The sequence below is a fragment of the Rubrivivax benzoatilyticus JA2 = ATCC BAA-35 genome (assembly GCF_000190375.1).
In the GTDB taxonomy this organism is placed as follows: Bacteria; Pseudomonadota; Gammaproteobacteria; order Burkholderiales; family Burkholderiaceae_C; genus Rubrivivax; species Rubrivivax benzoatilyticus.
This window is the reverse complement of sequence record NZ_AEWG01000048.1, coordinates 1-18,314: the sequence shown is the minus strand read 5'-3', so window position 1 is coordinate 18,314 and position 18,314 is coordinate 1. Positions and strand designations below refer to the sequence as shown.

General features: G+C 72.8%; 17 protein-coding genes. 11 read left to right on the top strand and 6 right to left on the bottom strand.

Annotation, left to right across the window (positions count from 1 at the left end; all coding sequences use genetic code 11):
* From RBXJA2T_RS05335 to RBXJA2T_RS05310, 6 genes are all read right to left on the bottom strand, one after another.
* A partial coding sequence (locus RBXJA2T_RS05335) for a glycosyltransferase family protein (protein ID WP_039956489.1) occupies nucleotides 1-839 on the bottom strand: 839 nt, incomplete at its 3' end.
* A 20-nt stretch (nucleotides 840-859) separates the two neighbouring features.
* A complete protein-coding gene (locus tag RBXJA2T_RS05330; protein ID WP_051141705.1) occupies nucleotides 860-2,137 on the bottom strand; it encodes a hypothetical protein in 1,278 nt (425 codons plus the stop codon).
* Between the two features lie 2 nt (nucleotides 2,138-2,139).
* Entirely contained in the window at nucleotides 2,140-2,913 is a 774-nt protein-coding gene (locus tag RBXJA2T_RS05325; RefSeq protein ID WP_009856306.1) for an outer membrane lipoprotein-sorting protein, read from the bottom strand.
* A gap of 16 nt (nucleotides 2,914-2,929) precedes the next feature.
* Complete coding sequence (locus tag RBXJA2T_RS05320) at nucleotides 2,930-4,330, bottom strand: ABC transporter permease (protein WP_009856305.1); 1,401 nt, start codon at nucleotides 4,328-4,330, stop codon at nucleotides 2,930-2,932.
* On the bottom strand, nucleotides 4,327-5,109 hold the full coding sequence (locus tag RBXJA2T_RS05315) for an ABC transporter ATP-binding protein (RefSeq protein ID WP_009856304.1): 783 nt from the start codon (nucleotides 5,107-5,109) through the stop codon (nucleotides 4,327-4,329). The genes RBXJA2T_RS05320 and RBXJA2T_RS05315 overlap by 4 nt, the downstream gene beginning before the upstream one ends.
* The gene (locus RBXJA2T_RS05310) at nucleotides 5,106-6,218 is read right to left on the bottom strand and encodes a nitroreductase family protein (RefSeq protein ID WP_009856303.1); all 1,113 of its coding nucleotides are present in this window, start codon (nucleotides 6,216-6,218) and stop codon (nucleotides 5,106-5,108) included. Before RBXJA2T_RS05310 ends, RBXJA2T_RS05315 begins: the two co-directional genes overlap by 4 nt.
* 106 nt (nucleotides 6,219-6,324) lie before the next feature.
* On the opposite strand from RBXJA2T_RS05310, the gene RBXJA2T_RS05305 reads away from it, so the two are divergent.
* From RBXJA2T_RS05305 to xrtA, 11 genes are all read left to right on the top strand, one after another.
* Nucleotides 6,325-7,200, top strand: a complete 876-nt coding sequence (locus tag RBXJA2T_RS05305; protein ID WP_029718578.1) for a ThiF family adenylyltransferase — start codon at nucleotides 6,325-6,327, stop codon at nucleotides 7,198-7,200.
* A gap of 170 nt (nucleotides 7,201-7,370) precedes the next feature.
* Nucleotides 7,371-7,994: an XrtA/PEP-CTERM system exopolysaccharide export protein gene (locus tag RBXJA2T_RS05300; protein WP_050801738.1), complete on the top strand. Its 624-nt coding sequence runs from the start codon at nucleotides 7,371-7,373 to the stop codon at nucleotides 7,992-7,994.
* Nucleotides 7,995-8,032: 38 nt separating this feature from the next.
* Nucleotides 8,033-9,619, top strand: a complete 1,587-nt coding sequence (locus RBXJA2T_RS05295; RefSeq protein ID WP_029718580.1) for an XrtA system polysaccharide chain length determinant — start codon at nucleotides 8,033-8,035, stop codon at nucleotides 9,617-9,619.
* Nucleotides 9,620-9,626: 7 nt separating this feature from the next.
* On the top strand, nucleotides 9,627-10,580 hold the full coding sequence (locus RBXJA2T_RS05290; RefSeq protein ID WP_009856299.1) for an XrtA-associated tyrosine autokinase: 954 nt from the start codon (nucleotides 9,627-9,629) through the stop codon (nucleotides 10,578-10,580).
* Nucleotides 10,581-10,584: 4 nt separating this feature from the next.
* The gene (locus RBXJA2T_RS05285) at nucleotides 10,585-12,099 is read left to right on the top strand and encodes a TIGR03016 family PEP-CTERM system-associated outer membrane protein (protein ID WP_009856298.1); all 1,515 of its coding nucleotides are present in this window, start codon (nucleotides 10,585-10,587) and stop codon (nucleotides 12,097-12,099) included.
* Nucleotides 12,100-12,101: 2 nt separating this feature from the next.
* Nucleotides 12,102-13,208: an XrtA/PEP-CTERM system-associated ATPase gene (locus RBXJA2T_RS05280; protein ID WP_009856297.1), complete on the top strand. Its 1,107-nt coding sequence runs from the start codon at nucleotides 12,102-12,104 to the stop codon at nucleotides 13,206-13,208.
* On the top strand, nucleotides 13,205-14,326 hold the full coding sequence (wecB, locus tag RBXJA2T_RS05275; RefSeq protein WP_009856296.1) for a non-hydrolyzing UDP-N-acetylglucosamine 2-epimerase: 1,122 nt from the start codon (nucleotides 13,205-13,207) through the stop codon (nucleotides 14,324-14,326). Before RBXJA2T_RS05280 ends, wecB begins: the two co-directional genes overlap by 4 nt.
* Nucleotides 14,327-14,339: 13 nt before the next feature.
* The gene (locus RBXJA2T_RS05270; protein ID WP_009856295.1) at nucleotides 14,340-15,203 is read left to right on the top strand and encodes an XrtA system polysaccharide deacetylase; all 864 of its coding nucleotides are present in this window, start codon (nucleotides 14,340-14,342) and stop codon (nucleotides 15,201-15,203) included.
* Between the two features lie 7 nt (nucleotides 15,204-15,210).
* The gene (locus RBXJA2T_RS05265; RefSeq protein ID WP_009856294.1) at nucleotides 15,211-16,248 is read left to right on the top strand and encodes a FemAB family XrtA/PEP-CTERM system-associated protein; all 1,038 of its coding nucleotides are present in this window, start codon (nucleotides 15,211-15,213) and stop codon (nucleotides 16,246-16,248) included.
* A gap of 2 nt (nucleotides 16,249-16,250) precedes the next feature.
* On the top strand, nucleotides 16,251-17,462 hold the full coding sequence (locus tag RBXJA2T_RS05260) for a TIGR03087 family PEP-CTERM/XrtA system glycosyltransferase (protein WP_009856293.1): 1,212 nt from the start codon (nucleotides 16,251-16,253) through the stop codon (nucleotides 17,460-17,462).
* Between the two features lie 11 nt (nucleotides 17,463-17,473).
* Nucleotides 17,474-18,314: exosortase A (gene xrtA, locus RBXJA2T_RS05255; RefSeq protein ID WP_009856292.1), on the top strand; the 841-nt coding region annotated here is incomplete at its 3' end.

The window sequence follows — 18,314 nt, the reverse complement described above, 5'->3', positions numbered from 1 at the left end:
GTCGCCAGCATCGTGCGCGCGCCGAGTGCGTCGAGCGCGTCGAGCACGGTCTCGATCGCCGCGGCGTCGCCCGAGCTGCCCATCGTGACGTAGACCGGCGGGCCGTCGCCGGCGGGCTCGTCCCACCACGGCGGCGGCGGCACCGGCGGCGACCACAGGACCGGCCCGAGGTGGCGGTGGTTCGCCGGCGCGCCGTGCAGCGGGAACAGTGCCGGCGAGTCGGCGTAGAGCGTGTCGTCGGCGTCGGTGTAGACGCGGCGCAGGTCCGCCGGCAGCGGCGCCAGGCCGCGCGCGGCGCGCACCGCGTTCAGCGGCCGGCAATGCGGCGCCAGCAGTGGGCCCTGCAGCAGGTCGAAGCCCGCCTGGGCCAGCGCCAGCGGCGCCCGGCGTGTCCAGCCCAGCACCGGCAGCGGCAGCCGGCGGTCGGCCGCGTACGGGCTCCAGTAGGCGTTGCAGATCGCGGCGTAGCGCACGCCCGCCAGCCGGGCGCTGACCGACAGCGACAGCCGGAAGTCGCCGACGACGAGGTCGGGACGGCAGCGCTCGAACAGCGCCAGGTCGGCGTCGACGGCGGCCTCGAGCTCGGCCTGGCGCATCAGCGGCTCGCCGCGCCGCAGCCGGGCGGCGAACAGCGCCGGGTCGATGCCCGCCAGCGGCTCCCAGCGCCCGGCGTCGGCGCCCAGGAAGCGCCGGGCGTGTTCGGGGCAGGCGAGGCGGCCGTCCACGCGCGCGGGGTCGAGCGCCGCCATCAGCGCCGCCGGCCGCGCCAGGTGGGCCAGCGTCGCCGCCTCGGCGACGAAGAGCACGCGCGGGCGAGGGGCCGGGGCGGGCGTGCTCACGTCGTGGCCCGGCCGCGGGCTCAGAAGTAGACGGTGCCGATCAGCGACGCCGAGCGCTTGACGGTCGTGATGCCGAACTCGGTCCAGTCGTCGCCGTGGTTGTCCTGCAGCTGCAGCGCCAGGTCCCAGCGCGGCATGCGGTAGCGCAGCTCGGCCCAGGCCATGCGGCTGCGGTCGCTGCGGTTGAGCTTGAGCAGCCCGGTCAGCTCGAGGTTCTTGATGAACAGGTCGCGTTGCACGGCGTAGACCAGCCAGGCCTGGCGCGCGGCGTTGTCCTGCAGCGCGGTGGCCGCGCCGTAGTAGGCGGCGGCCGCGGCCGGGCTGGCGGCCAGCGCCTTCCAGCCGTCGCGGTCGAGCGCGGCGCCGTTGTACTGGAACTCGCCGGTCAGCGAGAGCTTGCCGGCGGTGGTGTAGGTCAGGCCGAGCGCGGTGCGGTGGTGGCTGCGCCGCCCGCCGTCCAGCCCCAGCGCCTGGTCCAGCAGCTCGCGGTCGCGGCTCCACGACCACTCGGCATGGCCGACGAGGGCCTGCGACAGCAGCGCGGTGGTGCTCGCGCCCAGCCGCGTCGACTCGCCGTCGGCGCGGTGCACCAGCCAGCGCGCGTTCCAGCTCTCGCTGAAGCGAGTGCCGAGCACGATCTGGCCGCGGTCGCGGTGGTTGGTGGCGCCCCAGTCGGCGCTGAAGCGGTGGTCGCTGGCCTCGTCCTCCAGCTTCGGCGAGAAGGCGGCCTCGAGCGCGACGTCCTGCCACAGATGCTGGCCGCGCAGCATCACGCTGCCCAGGCGGTTCTCGCGCAGCGTGAACGGGTTGACGGTGGTGATCGTGCGCAGCGCCTGGTCGCGGAAGAAGTCGCTCGGGTTGTAGCCGTAGCCCGGGCCTTCGCGCAGGTTGATGCGGCCGAACTCCAGCGCGCTGCGGGCGCCGTCGGCCTGCCAGCCGACGTAGGCCTCGCGCAGGCTCAGCACCGGGTTGGACACGCGCTCGTCGGACGGGCGCGTGGCGTCCAGGCGCAGCGACAGCACCGACTGCAGCGCCGGGCTCCAGCGCCGGCCGTCGCGCCAGTCCAGCGTGGCGCGGCCGATCGAGCGCGAGCCCAGGCCGTAGCGCTGGTCGGCGCGGCCGGCGGCGGCCTCGACGAAGAGCTTGCTGGCGCTGCCGGCGTCGGCGGCGGCCGGGGCTTCGGGTTCGGCCTCGAGGGCCAGCGCGTCGAGGTCGTCGGCGAATGCCGGGCCGGCGAGACAGGCGCCGGCGGCGAGCGCCAGCGGGGCGAGCAGACGGGGCAGGGTGGCGGCGGACAAGATCACTCCGGTTGGAAGCGGGGCAGGAACTCGCGCTGGAACCAGCTCTCGGGCAGGTTCTTCTCGGTGTACTGGGTCAGCCGCATCAGTGTCACCGAGGCGGCGTTCAGCCCGTCGATGATGACCAGCTCGGTCGGGCGATCGACCCCCAGTTCGCGGGCATAGCGGCGGTAGTAGACGGTCTTCAGCAGCCGGCCGGAGTCGGCGAAGAAGCGGCCCTTGATCGGCTGGTCGTTGCCGGCGTCGACCCAGAACTCGATGCGCGCGTAGGTCGCGTCGGGCACCGCCGCGCTCAGCTCCAGCAGCCGGGCGCGGCGCGGCTTGCGGTCGCCGTCCTGCACGTCCTCCTCGGCTTTCAGCACGGCCTTGTAGTCGCGCGCCAGGTTGACGGTGACGACGTCGCCGTTGGACGCCTGGCCGAGCAGCCGCTGCTGCGGCGACAGGCGCACGCTGGCCTTGGTCGACGGGTCGTAGAACCAGAGGTCCTGGCCGTTCTTCAGCATCAGCTTGCCGGCGTCGCGCGCCGGCGCCGTGAAGCGCACCAGGCTCGCGAACTGCCCGTCCTGGGCCAGCGTGCGCGAGTAGGTGACCATCGTGCTCGAGTCCACGCGCTTGCCGTCCTGGAACTCGGTCAGCGCGACGTTGACGGCGAACGGCCGCCCGGGGTTGCGCACCGCGTCGCTGGCGGCCAGCAGGCGTTGGGCGTCGGGGGCCGCCTGCACGCCGCTGCAGGCGGCGAGGGCGGCGGCGGTGGCGAGCCAGGTTCTGCGGTTCATCGTTTGTCCTCGGGTGTCAGGCATGGCGCAGCGCGTCGACGATGACCAGCCGCGACGCGCGCCGCGCCGGCCACCAGGCCGACCCGGCGGCGATCAGGATCAGGCCGGCCGTCGTGCCGACGATGGTCGTGGTCTCGCCCCACACGCGCAGCAACAGCGGCAGCGCCTCGCCGCTGCCCGGCGGCACCCAGGTCAGGCCGAGCTGGTTGATCAGCGCCGACGAGGCCAGCGCGAACGCCGCGCCCGCCAGCGTGCCGGCGACGCCGAGGATCATGCCCTCGAGCACGAACATGCGCTGCACGCCGCGCTGCTTGAGGCCCAGCGCGCGGATCGTGCCGATCTCCACCGTGCGCTCCATCACCGCGGTGCTCATCGTGTTGCCGACGGTGAACAGCACGATCGAGCCGATGAGCACGAAGATGAAGCCGAAGATCGTGTCGAACATCTGCACCGTCTGCACGAAGAACGGGTTGAGCTCGCGGAAGTCCAGCACCGCCAGCGGCTGCTTCGGCGCGGTCTCGGCCAGCAGCGCCTGCAGCCGCGTGCGCGCGGCCTCGATCTGCCCGCTGTGCTGCAACTGCACCGTGATCGCGGTCGCCTTCGGCGCCTCGCGGCCGTAGACCAGGCGCTGGGCCTGCGGCAGCTGCAGCAGCAGGTAGACCTCGTCGAGCTCCTTGAAGCCCTGCAGCTCGGCACGCACGACCTGCAGCGACACGACGTTGGGCGCGCCGCCGGGGCTGGTGGCCAGCACCTCGATGCGCGGCGCCCCGCCCGCGGTCTTCGCCGGCCCGGCCGCCGGCGCCTCGCCTGCGGCGAGCGCGGCGATGTCGTCGGGCAGCGCCTCCTGCTCGGCCTGCTCGGTGACCTCGGGCCGCGGGCAGTCGGCGACGGCCAGCGCCTCGCACAGCATCAGCACCCGCGCGACACCCTGGCCGACGAGCGCGCCGTCGGCCGGCGCGCCGGCCAGCGCGAACGGCGGCGCCTCCAGCCGCAGGTCGAACTCGTTCCAGTCGCGCATGCGCTTCTGGTCGGCGGCGATCACGCCGGTGCCGAGCACGGTGCGCGAGACGCCGGCCGAGAAGTTGCTGGCGATGCCGCCGAACTGCAGCGTCGGCGTGACGACGGTGACCATCGGGCCGAGCTCGGGGTCGGCGCGGATCGTGTCGACGATGCGCTGGTAGTCGGCGATCGAGTAGCGGGTCGGGTTGCCGCTGCCGTAGAGGAACAGGTCGCGGTGCTGGATCTGCAGATGGCCGCCACCGCGCACGTAGGCGGTGTGCATCGTGTACTCGATGTTCTTGCGGTAGCCGCCGAACAGCAGGATCGCCGCCGCGCCGATGGCCAGCGCGATGAAGGTCGCCAGCGAGCGGCGCCGGTTGCGCAGCAGGTTGCGTACCGCCAGCAGCAGGTCGATCACCGTGCGTCCTCCCCGGGCTGGGCGCTGTCGGCGGCGCCGTCGAGGTCCGCGGCGGGCTCCTCGCCCGGCGGTGCGCTGCGCCGCCGGATGGCGCGGATCTCGCCGTCCTTCAGGTAGATCGTGTCGTCGGCGGCGCCGATCACCGCCCGGTCGTGCGACGAGAACAGGAACGAGATGCCGTAGCGGCGCTGCATGCTGCGCATCAGCTGCAGGATCTCGGCGCCGGTGCGGCTGTCCAGGTTGGCCGTCGGCTCGTCGGCGATGACCAGCCGCGGCTTGAGCGCCAGCGCGCGCGCGATCGCCACGCGCTGGCGCTGGCCGCCCGAGAGCTGGCCGGGGCGGTTGTTCGCCCGGTCGCTCAGCCCCACCGCCTTCAGCAGCCGGCGCACGCGCTCGGCGCGCCGGGCCGCCGGCAGCTGGGCCAGCAGCATCGGGTACTCGATGTTCTCCCAGGCGCTCAGCACCGGCAGCAGGTTGTAGTTCTGGAAGATGAAGCCGATGTGCCGGGAGCGGAATTCGGCCAGTTCGTCGTCGTTCATCGGCCCGACGTCCTGGCCGGCGACGACGACCTGGCCGCTGTCGGGCCGGTCGATGCAGCCGATCAGGTTCAGCAGCGTCGTCTTGCCGCTGCCCGACGGGCCCAGCACGACGGTGAACTGCGCCGGGCGCACCAGCAGGTCGACGTTCTTCAGCACCGGCACGTCGACGTCGTCCAGGCGGTAGCCCTTGACGACGCCGCTGAGCACGGCCACGGGCTGGTCGGCGGGGGTGGGGCTCATCGTGCGGAGTCCGGTCGGTTGACGAACAGCTGCGCCAGGTCCCGCCGCAGCGAGCGCGACCGCGCCGGCACGCCCAGGCCGACCCGGCCGACGAAGACGCCGCGCGCCAGCGCGTCGGCGCCGGCGATGCGCTCGAAGCCGGCGGCGACCTCGGCCGCCGCCTCGGCGGCGCCCGGCGTCGCCGAGAACGGCCGGCCCTCGCGCGCATAGCGGGCGAAGATCAGCGGCGTCATCTCCGGCTGCAGCTGCAGCCCCAGCGCGGTGGCGGTGAGCCACAGGCGCTGCATCGCGCGGCCGCCGGCGACGTTGGCCTGCACCGACAGCGGCGGCTCGGGCGCGAGGATCACGAAGTGCGCCGCGCAGCCCAGCGCCGGCAGCAGGTCCATCTCGATGCGCGGCATCCAGGTGCCGGCCAGGAAGCGGTTGGCGAACTGCACGCGCTTCCAGTCGGCGAGCGCGAAACGCATCGCCGGCAGCACCAGCGGGTTGGCGCCCAGTGCCTGGTCGGGCACGCGGTCGCGGCTGTAGCGCGCGCCCCACTCGATGATGTCGCGGTGCACGCGCCAGGCCTCGGGCGTCGTCAGCCGCAGCCGCGCCGAGCGGAACAGCAGCCCGGCCATCGCGCGGCGGGCGCCGCCCTCGATCCAGCGCACGGCGTGGCCGGCGCCGACGCTGGCCTCCAGCGCCTGGCGCTGCGCGGCGTCCAGCGGCGTGCGCCGGAAGGGCTTGCGCTGCACGCTGCGCTGCTCGATGACGGCGGCCAGCGGGTCGGGCGCGACGCCGGCGTCGGCCACCAGCTGCAGCCGGTAGGTCGGGCGTTCGTCGGGCCCGGGCTGGCGGCTCGCGTCCAGGCGCCAGCCGTGCGCCGACGCGGCGATGGCCGCGGTCTCGATCAGCGCGCCGATGGCGACCTGGCTGGGCCGCCCGTCGAGGTCGTAGACGCAATGCTCGCGGGTGTCGTGGCCGTGCAGCAGCGCCGCGTCGTCGCCCAGGCGCTCGAAGCGCCAGGGCTGGGTGTTGTCGCCGCTGGGGGCCCAGCGCGCGGCGTCGAGCACGAGCTCGATCGGGGCACGGTCGGCGGCGGTCGTCACGGCGGTGTCGTGGGGCATGTCGGGGCGCGCCTGCGGCGGGAATGCGGGTACATTCTGCGCGGACTCGGAAATTGCCGATGCTGCCAGTGCCTGCGGGCCGCGGCACAGCGATCAACACCGCGCGATGACCGCAATTCAGCCCCCCGTGTTCGACTACGACGCCGCGATCTCGCGCAACATCGGCTGGCTCACGCCGGCCGAGCAGCAGCGGCTGCGCGGCGCCCGCGTGGCCATCGCCGGGCTCGGCGGCGTCGGCGGCGCGCACCTGCTGACGCTGGCGCGGCTGGGGCTCGGGCGGTTTCGCATCGCCGACTTCGACTGCTTCGAGGTCCACAACTTCAACCGCCAGGCCGGCGCCTTCATGTCGACGGTCGGGCAGCCGAAGTGCGAGGTCATGGCGCGCATGGCGCGCGACATCAACCCCGAGGCCGAGGTCGTCGGCTTCGAGCGCGGCGTCGACGAGGACAACCTCGACGCCTTCCTCGACGGCGTCGACGTCTACGTCGACGCGATCGACTTCTTCGCCGTCGAGGCCCGGCGCATGCTGTTCGCGGCCTGCCATGCGCGCGGCATCCCGGCGGTGACCGCCGCGCCGCTGGGCATGGGCGTGTCGCTGCTGTACTTCTCGCCGCGCGGCATGAGCTTCGAGGACTACTTCCGGCTCGACGGCTGCGACCGCCAGGAGCAGTTCGCGCGTTTCATCGCCGGGCTGTCGCCGGCGATGCTGCAGCGCGGCTACCTGGTGCACCCGGAGGCGGTGAACTTCGCCGCCCAGCGCGGGCCGTCGACGATCATGGCCTGCGAGCTGTGCGCCGGCGTCACCGGCACCGCGGTGCTCAAGCTGCTGTGCGGCCGCGGCGAGCTGAAGCCCGCGCCCTGGGCGATGCAGTTCGACGCCTACCGCCAGAAGCTGTCCTTCACCTGGCGCCCGGGCGGCAACGCCAACCCGCTGCAGCGCCTGCTGCTGCGCTTCATCCGGCCGATGCTGCGCCTGGGCTGAGCCCGCCCGGAGGGCTCCGGCCGGCCTTCGTGGAACGTGGAATCTTCCCGCCCGGAACCTTGGTTCGGGGGGCGGCGGCGGGATTTGGCGTCTGCCGCTTATGACATGATTCCCGGCGTGATCCGGCCTCTTGCCGCACGGAATTCCCCGGGAGATCTCGCGTGAAGCTCATGTCTGCAACGGCGGCCTCGGTCGGCCGCGTGTTCGGTGTCCTGGTCGCCGTGGCGAGCCTGGCGGCGTGCTCGTCGTTCAGGAGCCACCCGCCGGCGCCCGCCCAGGCGGCCGCCCAGGACTACACCTACATCATCGGCGCCGGCGACTCGGTGAACATCAGCGTCTGGCGCAATCCCGAGCTGTCGATGTCGGTGCCGGTGCGCCCGGACGGCAAGGTCTCGGCGCCGCTGGTCGACGAGGTCATGGCCCAGGGCAAGACCTCGGTGCAGCTGGCGCGCGAGCTCGAGCAGGTGCTGGGCAAGTACGTGCGTGACCCGATCGTGACGGTCATGGTCAACGGCTTCGTCGGCCCCTACAGCGAGCAGATCCGCGTCGTCGGCGAAGCCGCCAAGCCGCAGTTCCTGCCCTTCAAGTCGAAGATGACGGTGCTCGACGTCATGATCGCCGCCGGCGGCCTGACCGACTTCGCGGCCGGCAACCGCGCGACGATCCTGCGCACCTCCGAGGGCAACAAGCAGTACTCGGTGCGCCTGGACGACCTGATCAAGGACGGCGACGTCTCGGCCAACGTCGAGATGCGTCCCGGCGACATCCTGATCATCCCGCAGAGCTTCTTCTGACGGCGGTCTCGCCGTCCGTCGTCCCGGCCGCCTCCCCCATGCAAGATCTCGTTCGTCAAGCGCTGGCCATCCTGCGCGGTATGTGGAACTACCGCTGGCAGGGGCTGATCACGGCGTGGGTCGTCGGCCTCGTCGCCGCGGTCGTCAGCTTCCGCGTGCCCGACCAGTACGAGGCTTCGGCGCGCATCTACGTCGACACCCAGTCGATCCTCAAGCCGCTGATGTCGGGCCTGACCGTGCAGCCCAACGTCGAGCAGCAGATCTCGATGCTGAGCCGGACGCTGATCAGCCGGCCCAACATCGAGAAGCTGATCCGCATGGCCGACCTCGACCTGTCCGAGGGCTCGGCCGTGGAGCAGGAGGAGCTGATCCAGCGCCTGACCAAGGACATCCAGATCCGCAACACCGGCCGCGACAACCTCTATTCGCTGGTCTACCGCGACCGCGAGAGCGAACGCGCGAAGAAGGTCATCCAGTCGCTGGTGTCGATCTTCGTCGAGTCCAGCCTGGGCGCCAGCCGCAAGGACACCGATTCGGCCAAGACCTTCCTCAACGAGCAGATCAAGCAGTACGAGCAGAAGCTCGAGGAGGCCGAGGCCCGGCTCAAGGAGTTCCGCCTGCGCAACATCGACCGCGCCTCGCCCGACGGCAAGGACGCGGCGTCCAACGTGGCGGCCATCGCCGCCCAGCTGCAGCAGGCCCAGCTCGAGCTGCGCGAGGCCGAGAGCGCGCGCGCCGCGGCCAAGGGCCAGCTCGACGCCGAACGCGGCCGCGGCGGCGACATCGCCACGCAGAGCCTGCTGCAGGAGTCGCGCCTGTCGGTGTCGACGCCGGAGATCGACGCGCGCCTGGACGCCCAGCGCCGCAACCTCGACGGCCTGCTGCAGCGCTACACCGAGCAGCACCCCGACGTCGTCACGACGCGCAAGCTGATCAAGGATCTCGAGGCGCAGAAGGCCAAGGAAGTCGCCGAGCTGCGCAAGGCCCAGCTGGCGCTGCCGTCGGCCGCCGTCGGCCCCAACGCCAGCCTGGCGATGCAGGAGCTCGGGCGCGCGCTGGCTGCCGCCGAGGTCCAGGTGGCGGCGCTGCAGGCGCGCGTGTCGGAGTACTCCGCCCGCCTGGCCGCGGCGCGCGCGGCGCTGAAGACCGCGCCGCAGATCGAGGCCGAGGCCGCCCAGCTCAACCGCGACTACGACGTCTACAAGAAGAACTACCAGGATCTGGTCGCGCGCCGGCAGTCGGCCATCATGTCCGGCGAGCTCGAGGTCGCGTCCGGCGTCGCCGACTTCCGCCTCATCGACCCGCCGCGTGTCGCGCCCGAGCCGGTGGCGCCGAACCGCCTGCTGCTGCTGCTCGGCGCGCTCGGCGTCGCGCTGGCCTCGGGCCTGGGCATCGCCTTCGCCGGCAGCCAGCTGCGCCCGGTCTACAACGACGCCACCGAGCTGCGCAGCAAGACCGGCCTGCCGCTGCTGGGGGTCGTGTCGCTGGTGCTGAGCGACGAGCAGCGCCGCCGCGAGCGGGTGTCCACGCTGCGCTTCGTCGGCGCCTCCGGCGGCCTCGTCGGCCTGTACGTCATTGGCATCGTCGCCGTGGCCCTGATGGCCCAGCGCGCCGCCGCCGTGTGAGATCCGTATGACCAGTCTGATCGAACAGGCCGCCCAGCGCCTCGAGCAGCTCCGCCAGGCCGGCGTGGCAGTGCCGGAAGTCGCGGCGCCGCCGGCCGCCCCTGGCGTGGCGCCGGCGCAGCCGCCGCGTGCCGAGCCCGCCGTGACCTCGCGCCGCGTCGAGCTCAAGCTCGAGGACCTCAACGCCGCCGGCATCGTCACGCCGAACGCGCCGCGCACGCCGGTGGCCGACCAGTTCCGCGTCATCAAGCGGCCGCTGATCGCCAACGCCGTCGGCAAGGGCGCCGCCACGCTGAAGCACGGCAACCTGATCATGGTCACCAGCGCGGTGGCCGGCGAGGGCAAGAGCTTCACCTCGGTGAACCTGGCGATGAGCATCGCTGCCGAGCTCGACCACACCGTCGTGCTCGTCGACGCCGACGTCGCCCGGCCGTCGCAGCTGCGCATGCTGGGCCTGCCGCCCAGCGAGGGCCTGCTCGACGTGCTCGAGGGCAAGGCCGAGCTGTCGGACGTGCTGCTGCGCACCAACGTCGACAAGCTCACCATCCTGCCCAGCGGCACGCCGCACGCCAAGGCCACCGAGCTGCTGGCCAGCGAGGGCATGGCGCGCCTGCTCGACGAGATGGCCACGCGCTATCCCGACCGCATCATCATCTTCGACTCGCCGCCGCTGCTGCTGACGACCGAGTCGCGCGTGCTCGCCTCGCACATGGGCCAGATCGTCGTCGTCGTCTCCGCGGGCCGCACCCAGCAGGCCGCGGTGCAGCAGGCGCTGGACACCATCGACTCCTGCCCGGTGCGGCTGCTGGTGCTCAACAAGGCGCGTTCCGACAGCGCCGCCTATGGCGGCTCGGGTTACGGCTACGGCTACGGTTACGGCTACGAACGCGAGACCGGCGGCCAGGCGGGCGGCTCCGAAGGCGAGGGCGACCGGCCGTCGAACCGTCCCGCCGGGGCCTGACGCCATGCCGGTCCAGCAGGCAACGTTCCCCCCGCACGCGCTGCGGCGTCCCGGGCTGATCGCCGCCGCGGCCGCCGCGGCGCTGGCCTGCCCGGCCTGGGCCCAGGAGGGGCCGCGCGGCTGGTCGGTGCAGCCCAGCGTGTCGCTGCAGCAGACGGTCACCAACAACGCCCGCCTCGAGCAGGACGGGCGTTCCGACGCCATCACCCAGGTCACGCCCGGCGTGCGCGTGTCCGGCCGCAGCGGCCGCGTGCAGGGCTCGCTCGACTACCAGCTGGACCTGATCCAGTACGCCCGCGAGTCCGATCGCAGCACCACGCACAACCGGCTGTCGGCCGACGCCGGCGCCGAGCTCGTCGACCAGCACCTGTTCCTGGACGCCAGCGCCAGCATCTCGCAGCAGACGATCTCGGCCTTCGGCCGCCAGAACGCCGGCACCGGGCTGGTCGACTCCAACTCCACCGAGGTCGCCACGGCGACCGTCTCGCCGACCTTCAAGGCCCGGCTCGCCGGCCTCGTCGACGTCGGCGCCCGGGCCACCTGGACGACCTCGCGGGCCGAGGACAGCACCGCCGGCGACTACACCGACTGGGACGCCTCGGTCGATCTCGGCGCGCGCCACGGCCTGTTCGGCTGGGGTCTGGCCGGCTTGCGCTCGAGCAGCCGCTTCCAGGACGGCGGGCGCTACATCACCGACATCGGCGTGGCGACGCTGTCGGTGTTCCCGACCTCGCGCTTCAGCCTGTTCGTGCGCGGCGGCCGCGAGCGCACCGACGCGCTGGGCACCGGCACGCGCTACAGCAGCAGCTCCGGCGGCGGCCTGACCTGGCTGCCGACGCCGCGCACGCGCCTGACGCTCGAGACCGACGAGCGCTACTTCGGCCGCTCGCACAGCGTCAGCGTGAGCCACCGCTTCCGCCGCGTCGCGCTGACCTACTCCGACACCCGCGGCGTGACCGGCGACAACGCCGACGCGCTGGGCCCGCTGCGAGCGCTGTACGGCCAGATCTACGCCGCCTGCATGCAGCAGTTCGGCAATGCCGCGCTGTGCACCCAGGTCAGCCGCCTCGCGCTGGGGCTCGACCCGACCGTGCCGCTGACCTTCCTGAACTCGGCGCCTTCGCTGCAGCGCGCCCAGGCGCTGTCGCTGGGCTTCTCGGGGGTGCGCAACAGCGCCTCGCTGGTCGTCACCAGCACCGAGAACCGTCGTCTCGGCGAGCAGCAGTACATCGGCGGCGACCTGGCGCTGGTGCCGAGCGTGCGCCAGCTCGCGCTGACCCTCGGCGGCGTGCACCAGATGACGCGCCAGACCTCGCTGGGCCTGAGCGCCAGCCTCCTGAAGACCCTGGACGAGGAGTCCCAGCCCGGCACCGAGCAGCGCCGGCTGGAGCTGTCGATGACCAGCACCCTGGGCCCGCGCACGCAGGGCACGCTGGCCGTGCGCCGCGTGTGGTTCGACAGCGAGACCAGCCCGTACCAGGAATCCGCGATCGTCGGGACGCTCAACTACCGGTTCTGATCATGTACGAAGCGTTCTACGGGTTGAGCAGCAAGCCGTTCCAGCTCAATCCCGATCCGAGCTTCTTCTTCGGCAGCAAGCAGCACCGTCGCGCCAAGGCCTACCTCGAGTACGGCGTCTCGCGCAACGAGGGCTTCATCGTCATCACCGGCGAGATCGGTGCCGGCAAGACGACCGTGCTGCGCTCGCTGATCGACGGCCTGCACGGCAGCAACGTCATCGCCGGCCACCTGGTGACGACCCAGCTCGGCGCCGAGGACACGCTGCGCATGGTCGGCGCGGCCTTCGGCTTTCGCGTCAAGGACGTGCCCAAGAGCGAGCTGCTGATCACGCTGGAAGCCTTCCTGATCAGCCAGACCAGCAAGGGCAAACGCTGCCTGCTGATCGTCGACGAGGCGCAGAACCTGACGCCGCGCGCCGTCGAGGAGCTGCGCATGCTGTCGAACTTCCAGTTCGGCAACCAGGCGCTGCTGCAGAGCTTCCTCGTCGGCCAGCCCGAGTTCCGCGAGATCCTGCAGCGCCCGGAGATGGAGCAGTTCCGCCAGCGTGTCGCGGCCACCTGCCACATCGGCCCGCTCGACGCCGAGGAGACGCAGCGCTACATCGAGCACCGCCTGAAGTGCGCCGGCTCGACCGGCAAGCCGAGCTTCGACGCCGCCGCCTTCGACGGCATCTACCAGGCCACCGGCGGCATCCCGCGGCGTGTCAACACCGTCTGCGACCGCCTGCTGCTGGCCGGCTTCCTGTCGGGCAAGACGCACCTGACGGCCGAGGACGTGGCCGAGGTCGTGCAGGAGTTCCGCCAGGAGTCCGAGGTCCCGGCCAAGCCGGCCCCGGCGGCCGACGCCGCCGGCGGCGCCGAGGCGCTGGCCGCCGTCGCCGCGGCGGTCACTGCCTCGCTGGACGTCGACCTGTCCGGCCTGCAACTGCCGGCCGAGGACGCCGAGGCGATGACCCGCCAGATCCAGTCGCTGGCCGCCGACCAGCGCGGCGACCAGCTGCAGCGGCTGGAGAAGAGCCTGCTGCGCCTGGAGCGCATCAACCTGCAGACGCTGGCGATGCTGACCAGGCTCGTCGAGGCCGCCGCCAAGCCTCCGGAGAAGAAGTGAACGGACCCGTCCTCTGCGTCGTCGGCGCGCGCCCGAACTTCATGAAGATCGCGCCGATCCTGCGCGCCTTCGCCGCGCACCAGCCGCCGATCCCCGCGCTGCTGGTGCACACCGGCCAGCACTACGACCAGGACATGAACGACAAGCTGTTCGTGGACCTGCAGCTGCCGCGGCCCGACCTCAACCTCGAGGTCGGCTCGGGCAGCCACGCGGTGCAGACGGCCGAGGTCATGCGACGCTTCGAGCCGGCGATCGACGCCCACCGGCCGAGCTGCGTGCTGGTCGTCGGCGACGTCAACTCCACGCTGGCCTGCGCGCTGGTGGCCGCCAAGAAGGGCGTGCCGGTGGTCCACGTCGAGGCCGGCCTGCGCAGCTTCGACCGGCGCATGCCCGAAGAGATCAACCGCGTGCTGACCGACCAGCTCGCCGACCGGCTCTACACCACCGAGCGCGGCGCGCTGGCGCATCTGCAGCGCGAGGGCGTGGCCGCCGAGCGCGTGTGTTTCGTCGGCAACGTGATGATCGACACGCTGCTCGCCTGCCGCGAGCGCGCGCGCAGCGCCGCGGCCACGCTGCAGGCCCACGGCCACGACACGGCGCGCCTGGCTGGCCCGGCCGGCTACGGCGTCGTCACGCTGCACCGGCCGTCCAACGTCGACGACGCCGAGACGCTGCACGAGCTGCTGCAGACGCTGGCGCGGGTCGCCGAGCGGCTGCCGCTGGTCTTCGCGCTGCACCCGCGCACGCGCGCCAACGTCGAGCGTTTCGGCCTCGGCCACCTGCTCGACCCGGCGCGCGTGACGCTGCTGCCGCCGCAGGGCTACCTGGAGATGATCGGCCTGATGGCCGGCGCCGCCGTCGTGCTCACCGACTCCGGCGGCCTGCAGGAGGAGACCACCGCGCTCGGCGTGCCGTGTCTCACGATGCGCGAGAACACCGAACGCCCGATCACCGTCGACGAAGGCACGAACACGATGGTCGGCCGCGACCGCGCCGCGATCCTCGCCGGCGTCGACGAGATCCTCGCCGGCCGCGGCAAGCGTGGCCGCGTGCCCGAGCTCTGGGACGGCCGGGCCGCCGAGCGCATCGCCGCCGACCTGGCGCACTGGCTGTCGTGAGGCCCGGCTGCCGATGCTCGCCCCCGCGATCACGAACGCGCTGACCATCGACGTCGAGGACTACTTCCAGGTCTCGGCGTTCGCGCCGTACATCCGCCGCAGCGACTGGGACGCGCGCGAGTGCCGCGTCGAGCGCAACGTCGAGCGCATCCTGGCGATGCTCGACGCGCGCGGCGTGCAGGCCACCTTCTTCACGCTGGGCTGGGTCGCCGAGCGCTACCCGCAGCTGGTGCGGCGCATCGTCGCCGGCGGCCACGAGCTGGCCAGCCACGGCTACGGCCACCAGCGCGCCAGCGACCTGACCCCGGCCGCGTTCCGCGACGACGTCGCGCGTGCCAAGGCCATCCTCGAGGACCTCGGCGGCGTCGCCGTGCGCGGCTACCGCGCGCCCAGCTTCTCGATCGGCGAGAAGAACCTCTGGGCCTTCGACACGCTGGCCGAGACCGGCCACGCCTACAGCAGCAGCCTCTACCCGATCCGCCACGACCACTACGGCATGCCCGACGCGCCGCGTTTCGCCCACCGCGTCGCCGGCGGCCTGCTCGAGGTGCCGGTGACCACCGTGCGCCTGGGCGGGCGCAACCTGCCGTCCAGCGGCGGCGGCTACTTCCGGCTGCTGCCGTATGCCGCGTCGCGCTGGCTGATCGGCCGCGTCAACCGCGACGATCGCCAGGCCGCGGTCTTCTACTTCCACCCCTGGGAGATCGACGCCGACCAGCCGCGTGTGCCCGGCATCGACGCCAAGACGCGCTTTCGCCACTACGTGAACATCGCGCGCATGGAGCGCAAGCTCGCCAGCCTGCTCGACGACTTCCGCTGGGGCCGGATGGACCACATCTTCCTGGCCCGCGACGCCGCCGCGGCGCGCCCGGCCTGAGCCCGCCGTGACCACCGTCCGGCGTCTGGCCCCCGACGACGGCCGCCTCGCCGCGGCCTGGGACGAGTACGTGCTCGCCTGCCCGCAGGCGACCTTCTTCCACCGCGCCGGCTGGCAGCGTGTGCTGCGCGAGGTGTTCCGCCACGACACGCACTTCCTCTGCGCCGAACGCGGCGGGCGCATCGTCGGCGTGCTGCCGCTGGCGCGCGTGAAGAGCCTGCTGTTCGGCCACTCGCTGGCCAGCCTGCCGTTCGCCGTCTACGGCGGCGTGGCCGCCGACGACGAGGACGCCGCGCTGCTGCTGGAGGCCGCCGCCGAGCGCCTGGGCCGCGGGATGGGCGTCGAGCACCTGGAGCTGCGCCAGCTGGCGCGCCGCCACGAGGGCTGGCCGCGCCAGGAGCTGTACGTCACCTTCCGCAAGGAGATCCTGCCCGACGAGGAGGCCAACCTGCTGGCCATCCCGCGCAAGCAGCGCGCGATGGTGCGCAAGGGCATCAAGAACGGCCTCGCCGCCGCCTTCGACGACGGCGTCGAGCGTTTCTTCGCGCTCTACGCCGACAACGTGCACCGCCACGGCACGCCGGCGATGCCCAGACGCTGGTTCCAGGCGCTGCGCCGCGAGTTCGGCCGCGACTGCAGCGTGCTCACCGTCAGCGCGCCCGACGGCCGGCCGCTGTCCTCGGTGCTGAGCTTCTACTTCCGCGACGAGATCCTGCCGTACTACGCCGGCGACGACGAGGCCGCGCGCGACCTCGCCGCCAACGACTTCAAGTACTGGGAGCTGATGCGCCACGCCTGCGCGCGCGGCCTGAAGACCTTCGACTACGGCCGCAGCAAGCAGGGCACCGGGCCCTACGCCTTCAAGAAGAACTGGGGCTTCGAGCCGACGCCGCTGACCTACGAGTACCGGCTGTTCAGCCGCGAGGCGGTGCCGCAGCACAACCCGAGCAACGCCAAGTACCAGCTGCTGATCCGCGCCTGGCGCCGGATGCCGCTGGCGATGGCCAACACGATCGGCCCGCACATCGTGCGCAGCCTGGGCTGACCATGGCGCGGCTGCTGTTCCTCGCCCACCGCCTGCCGTACCCGCCCAACAAGGGCGACAAGGTGCGCTCGTACCACCTGCTGCGCCACCTGGCCGCGCGCCACGAGGTCCATGTCGGCACCTTCGTCGACGACCCCGAGGACGAGGCCCACGTGCCGACGCTGGCGCGCGACTGCGCCAGCCTGTTCGCGCCGCGCCTGCATCCGCTGCGCGCACGCGCCGCCAGCCTGGCCGCGCTGCTCGACGGCCGCGCGCTGACGCTGCGCTACTACCAGCACGCGGCGATGGCGCGCTGGGTGCGCCGCACCGTCGCCGAGCGGCGCATCGAGGCGGTCGTCGTCTTCTGCTCGTCGATGGCTCAGTACGCCGAGGGCCTGGGGCTGCCGACGCTGGTCGACTTCGTCGACGTCGACTCGGCCAAGTGGGCGCAGTTCGCCACCGACCGTGGCGGCCCGCTGGCCTGGCTCTACCGGCGCGAGGGCCGGCGGCTGCTGGACTACGAGCGCCGCGTCGCCGCCGCCGCGCGCCGCTCGTACTTCGTCACCGAACGCGAGACCGAGCTGTTCCGCTCGCTCGCCCCCGAGTGCGCCGGCGCCGTCGACGCGATGTCCAACGGCGTCGACGCCGAGTTCTTCGCGCCCGAGCCCGCGCGCGCGTCGCCGTACCCGGCCGGCGCGCCGGCCATCGCCTTCACCGGCGCGATGGACTACTGGCCCAACGTCGACGCCGTGGTCTGGTTCGCGCAGGAGGCGCTGCCGGCGCTGCGCGCCGCGCACCCGGGGCTGCGCCTGCACGTCGTCGGCCGCAGCCCGGCGCCGGCGGTGCGGGCGCTGGCCGGCGACGCGGTCAACGTCACCGGCACCGTGCCCGACGTGCGGCCGTACCTGCAGCACGCCGACGTCGTCGTCGCGCCGCTGCGGCTGGCGCGCGGCATCCAGAACAAGGTGCTGGAGGCGATGGCGATGGCGCGCCCGGTGGTCGCCGCCACCGGCTGCGGCTCGACGATCGGCGCCGCCGACGGCCGCGAGATCGTGCTCGCCGCCGACGCGCCGGCCTTCGTGCACGAGGTCGGCGCGCTGCTCGCCGACCCGGCGCGCGCCTCGGCGCTGGGCGCCGCCGGCCGCCAGCGCGTGCTCGCCGACTACGCCTGGAGCGCCAACCTGGCGCGCATCGACGACCACCTCGCCGCGGCACTCGCCGGGCGCGCCGCCTGAAGAGCCCGACGATGAGCGCCGTCCCCGCCCCGCTGCCCCGTGCCACGCCCTGGCCGCCGGCGCTCGCCGCCTTCGGCCTGCTGCTGGCCGCCGTCGGCTGGTTCTACCGCGACACCGCGCTGGCGATGGCCGAGGTCTGGTGGCGCTCGGACACCTTCGCGCACTGCATGCTGGTGCCGCCGATCGTGCTCTGGCTGGTGTGGCGCAAACGTGCCGAACTCGCGGCGCTGGCGCCGCGCCCGCAGCCCTGGCTGCTGCTGCCGATGCTCGCGCTGGCCGCGCTGTGGCTGCTGGCCGAGCTGGTGGCCGTCAACGCCGCCGAGCAGTTCGCCTTCGTCGCCACGCTGGTGCTGGCGGTGCCGGCGGTGCTGGGGCTGGCCGTCGCGCGCCGCATCCTGTTCCCGCTGCTGTTCCTGTTCCTGGCGGTGCCCTTCGGCGAGTTCGCGCTGCCGATGATGATGGAGTGGACGGCCGACTTCGTCGTCGGCGCGCTGCAGCTCACCGGGGTGCCGGTCTACCGCGAGGGCCAGAGCTTCGTCATCCCCAGCGGCAGCTGGTCGGTCATCGACGAATGCAGCGGCATCCGCTACCTGATGGCCTCGTTCATGGTGGGCTCGCTGTTCGCCTACCTGAGCTACCGCTCCTGGCGGCGGCGCGCGGTGTTCATGGCGCTGTCGATCGCCGTGCCCATCGTCGCCAACTGGCTGCGCGCCTACCTGATCGTCATGCTGGCGCACCTCTCGGGCAACAAGATCGCCGTCGGTGTCGACCACCTGCTCTACGGCTGGGTGTTCTTCGGCGTGATCATCCTGGTGATGTTCTTCGTCGGCGCGCGCTGGTCCGAGCCCGAGG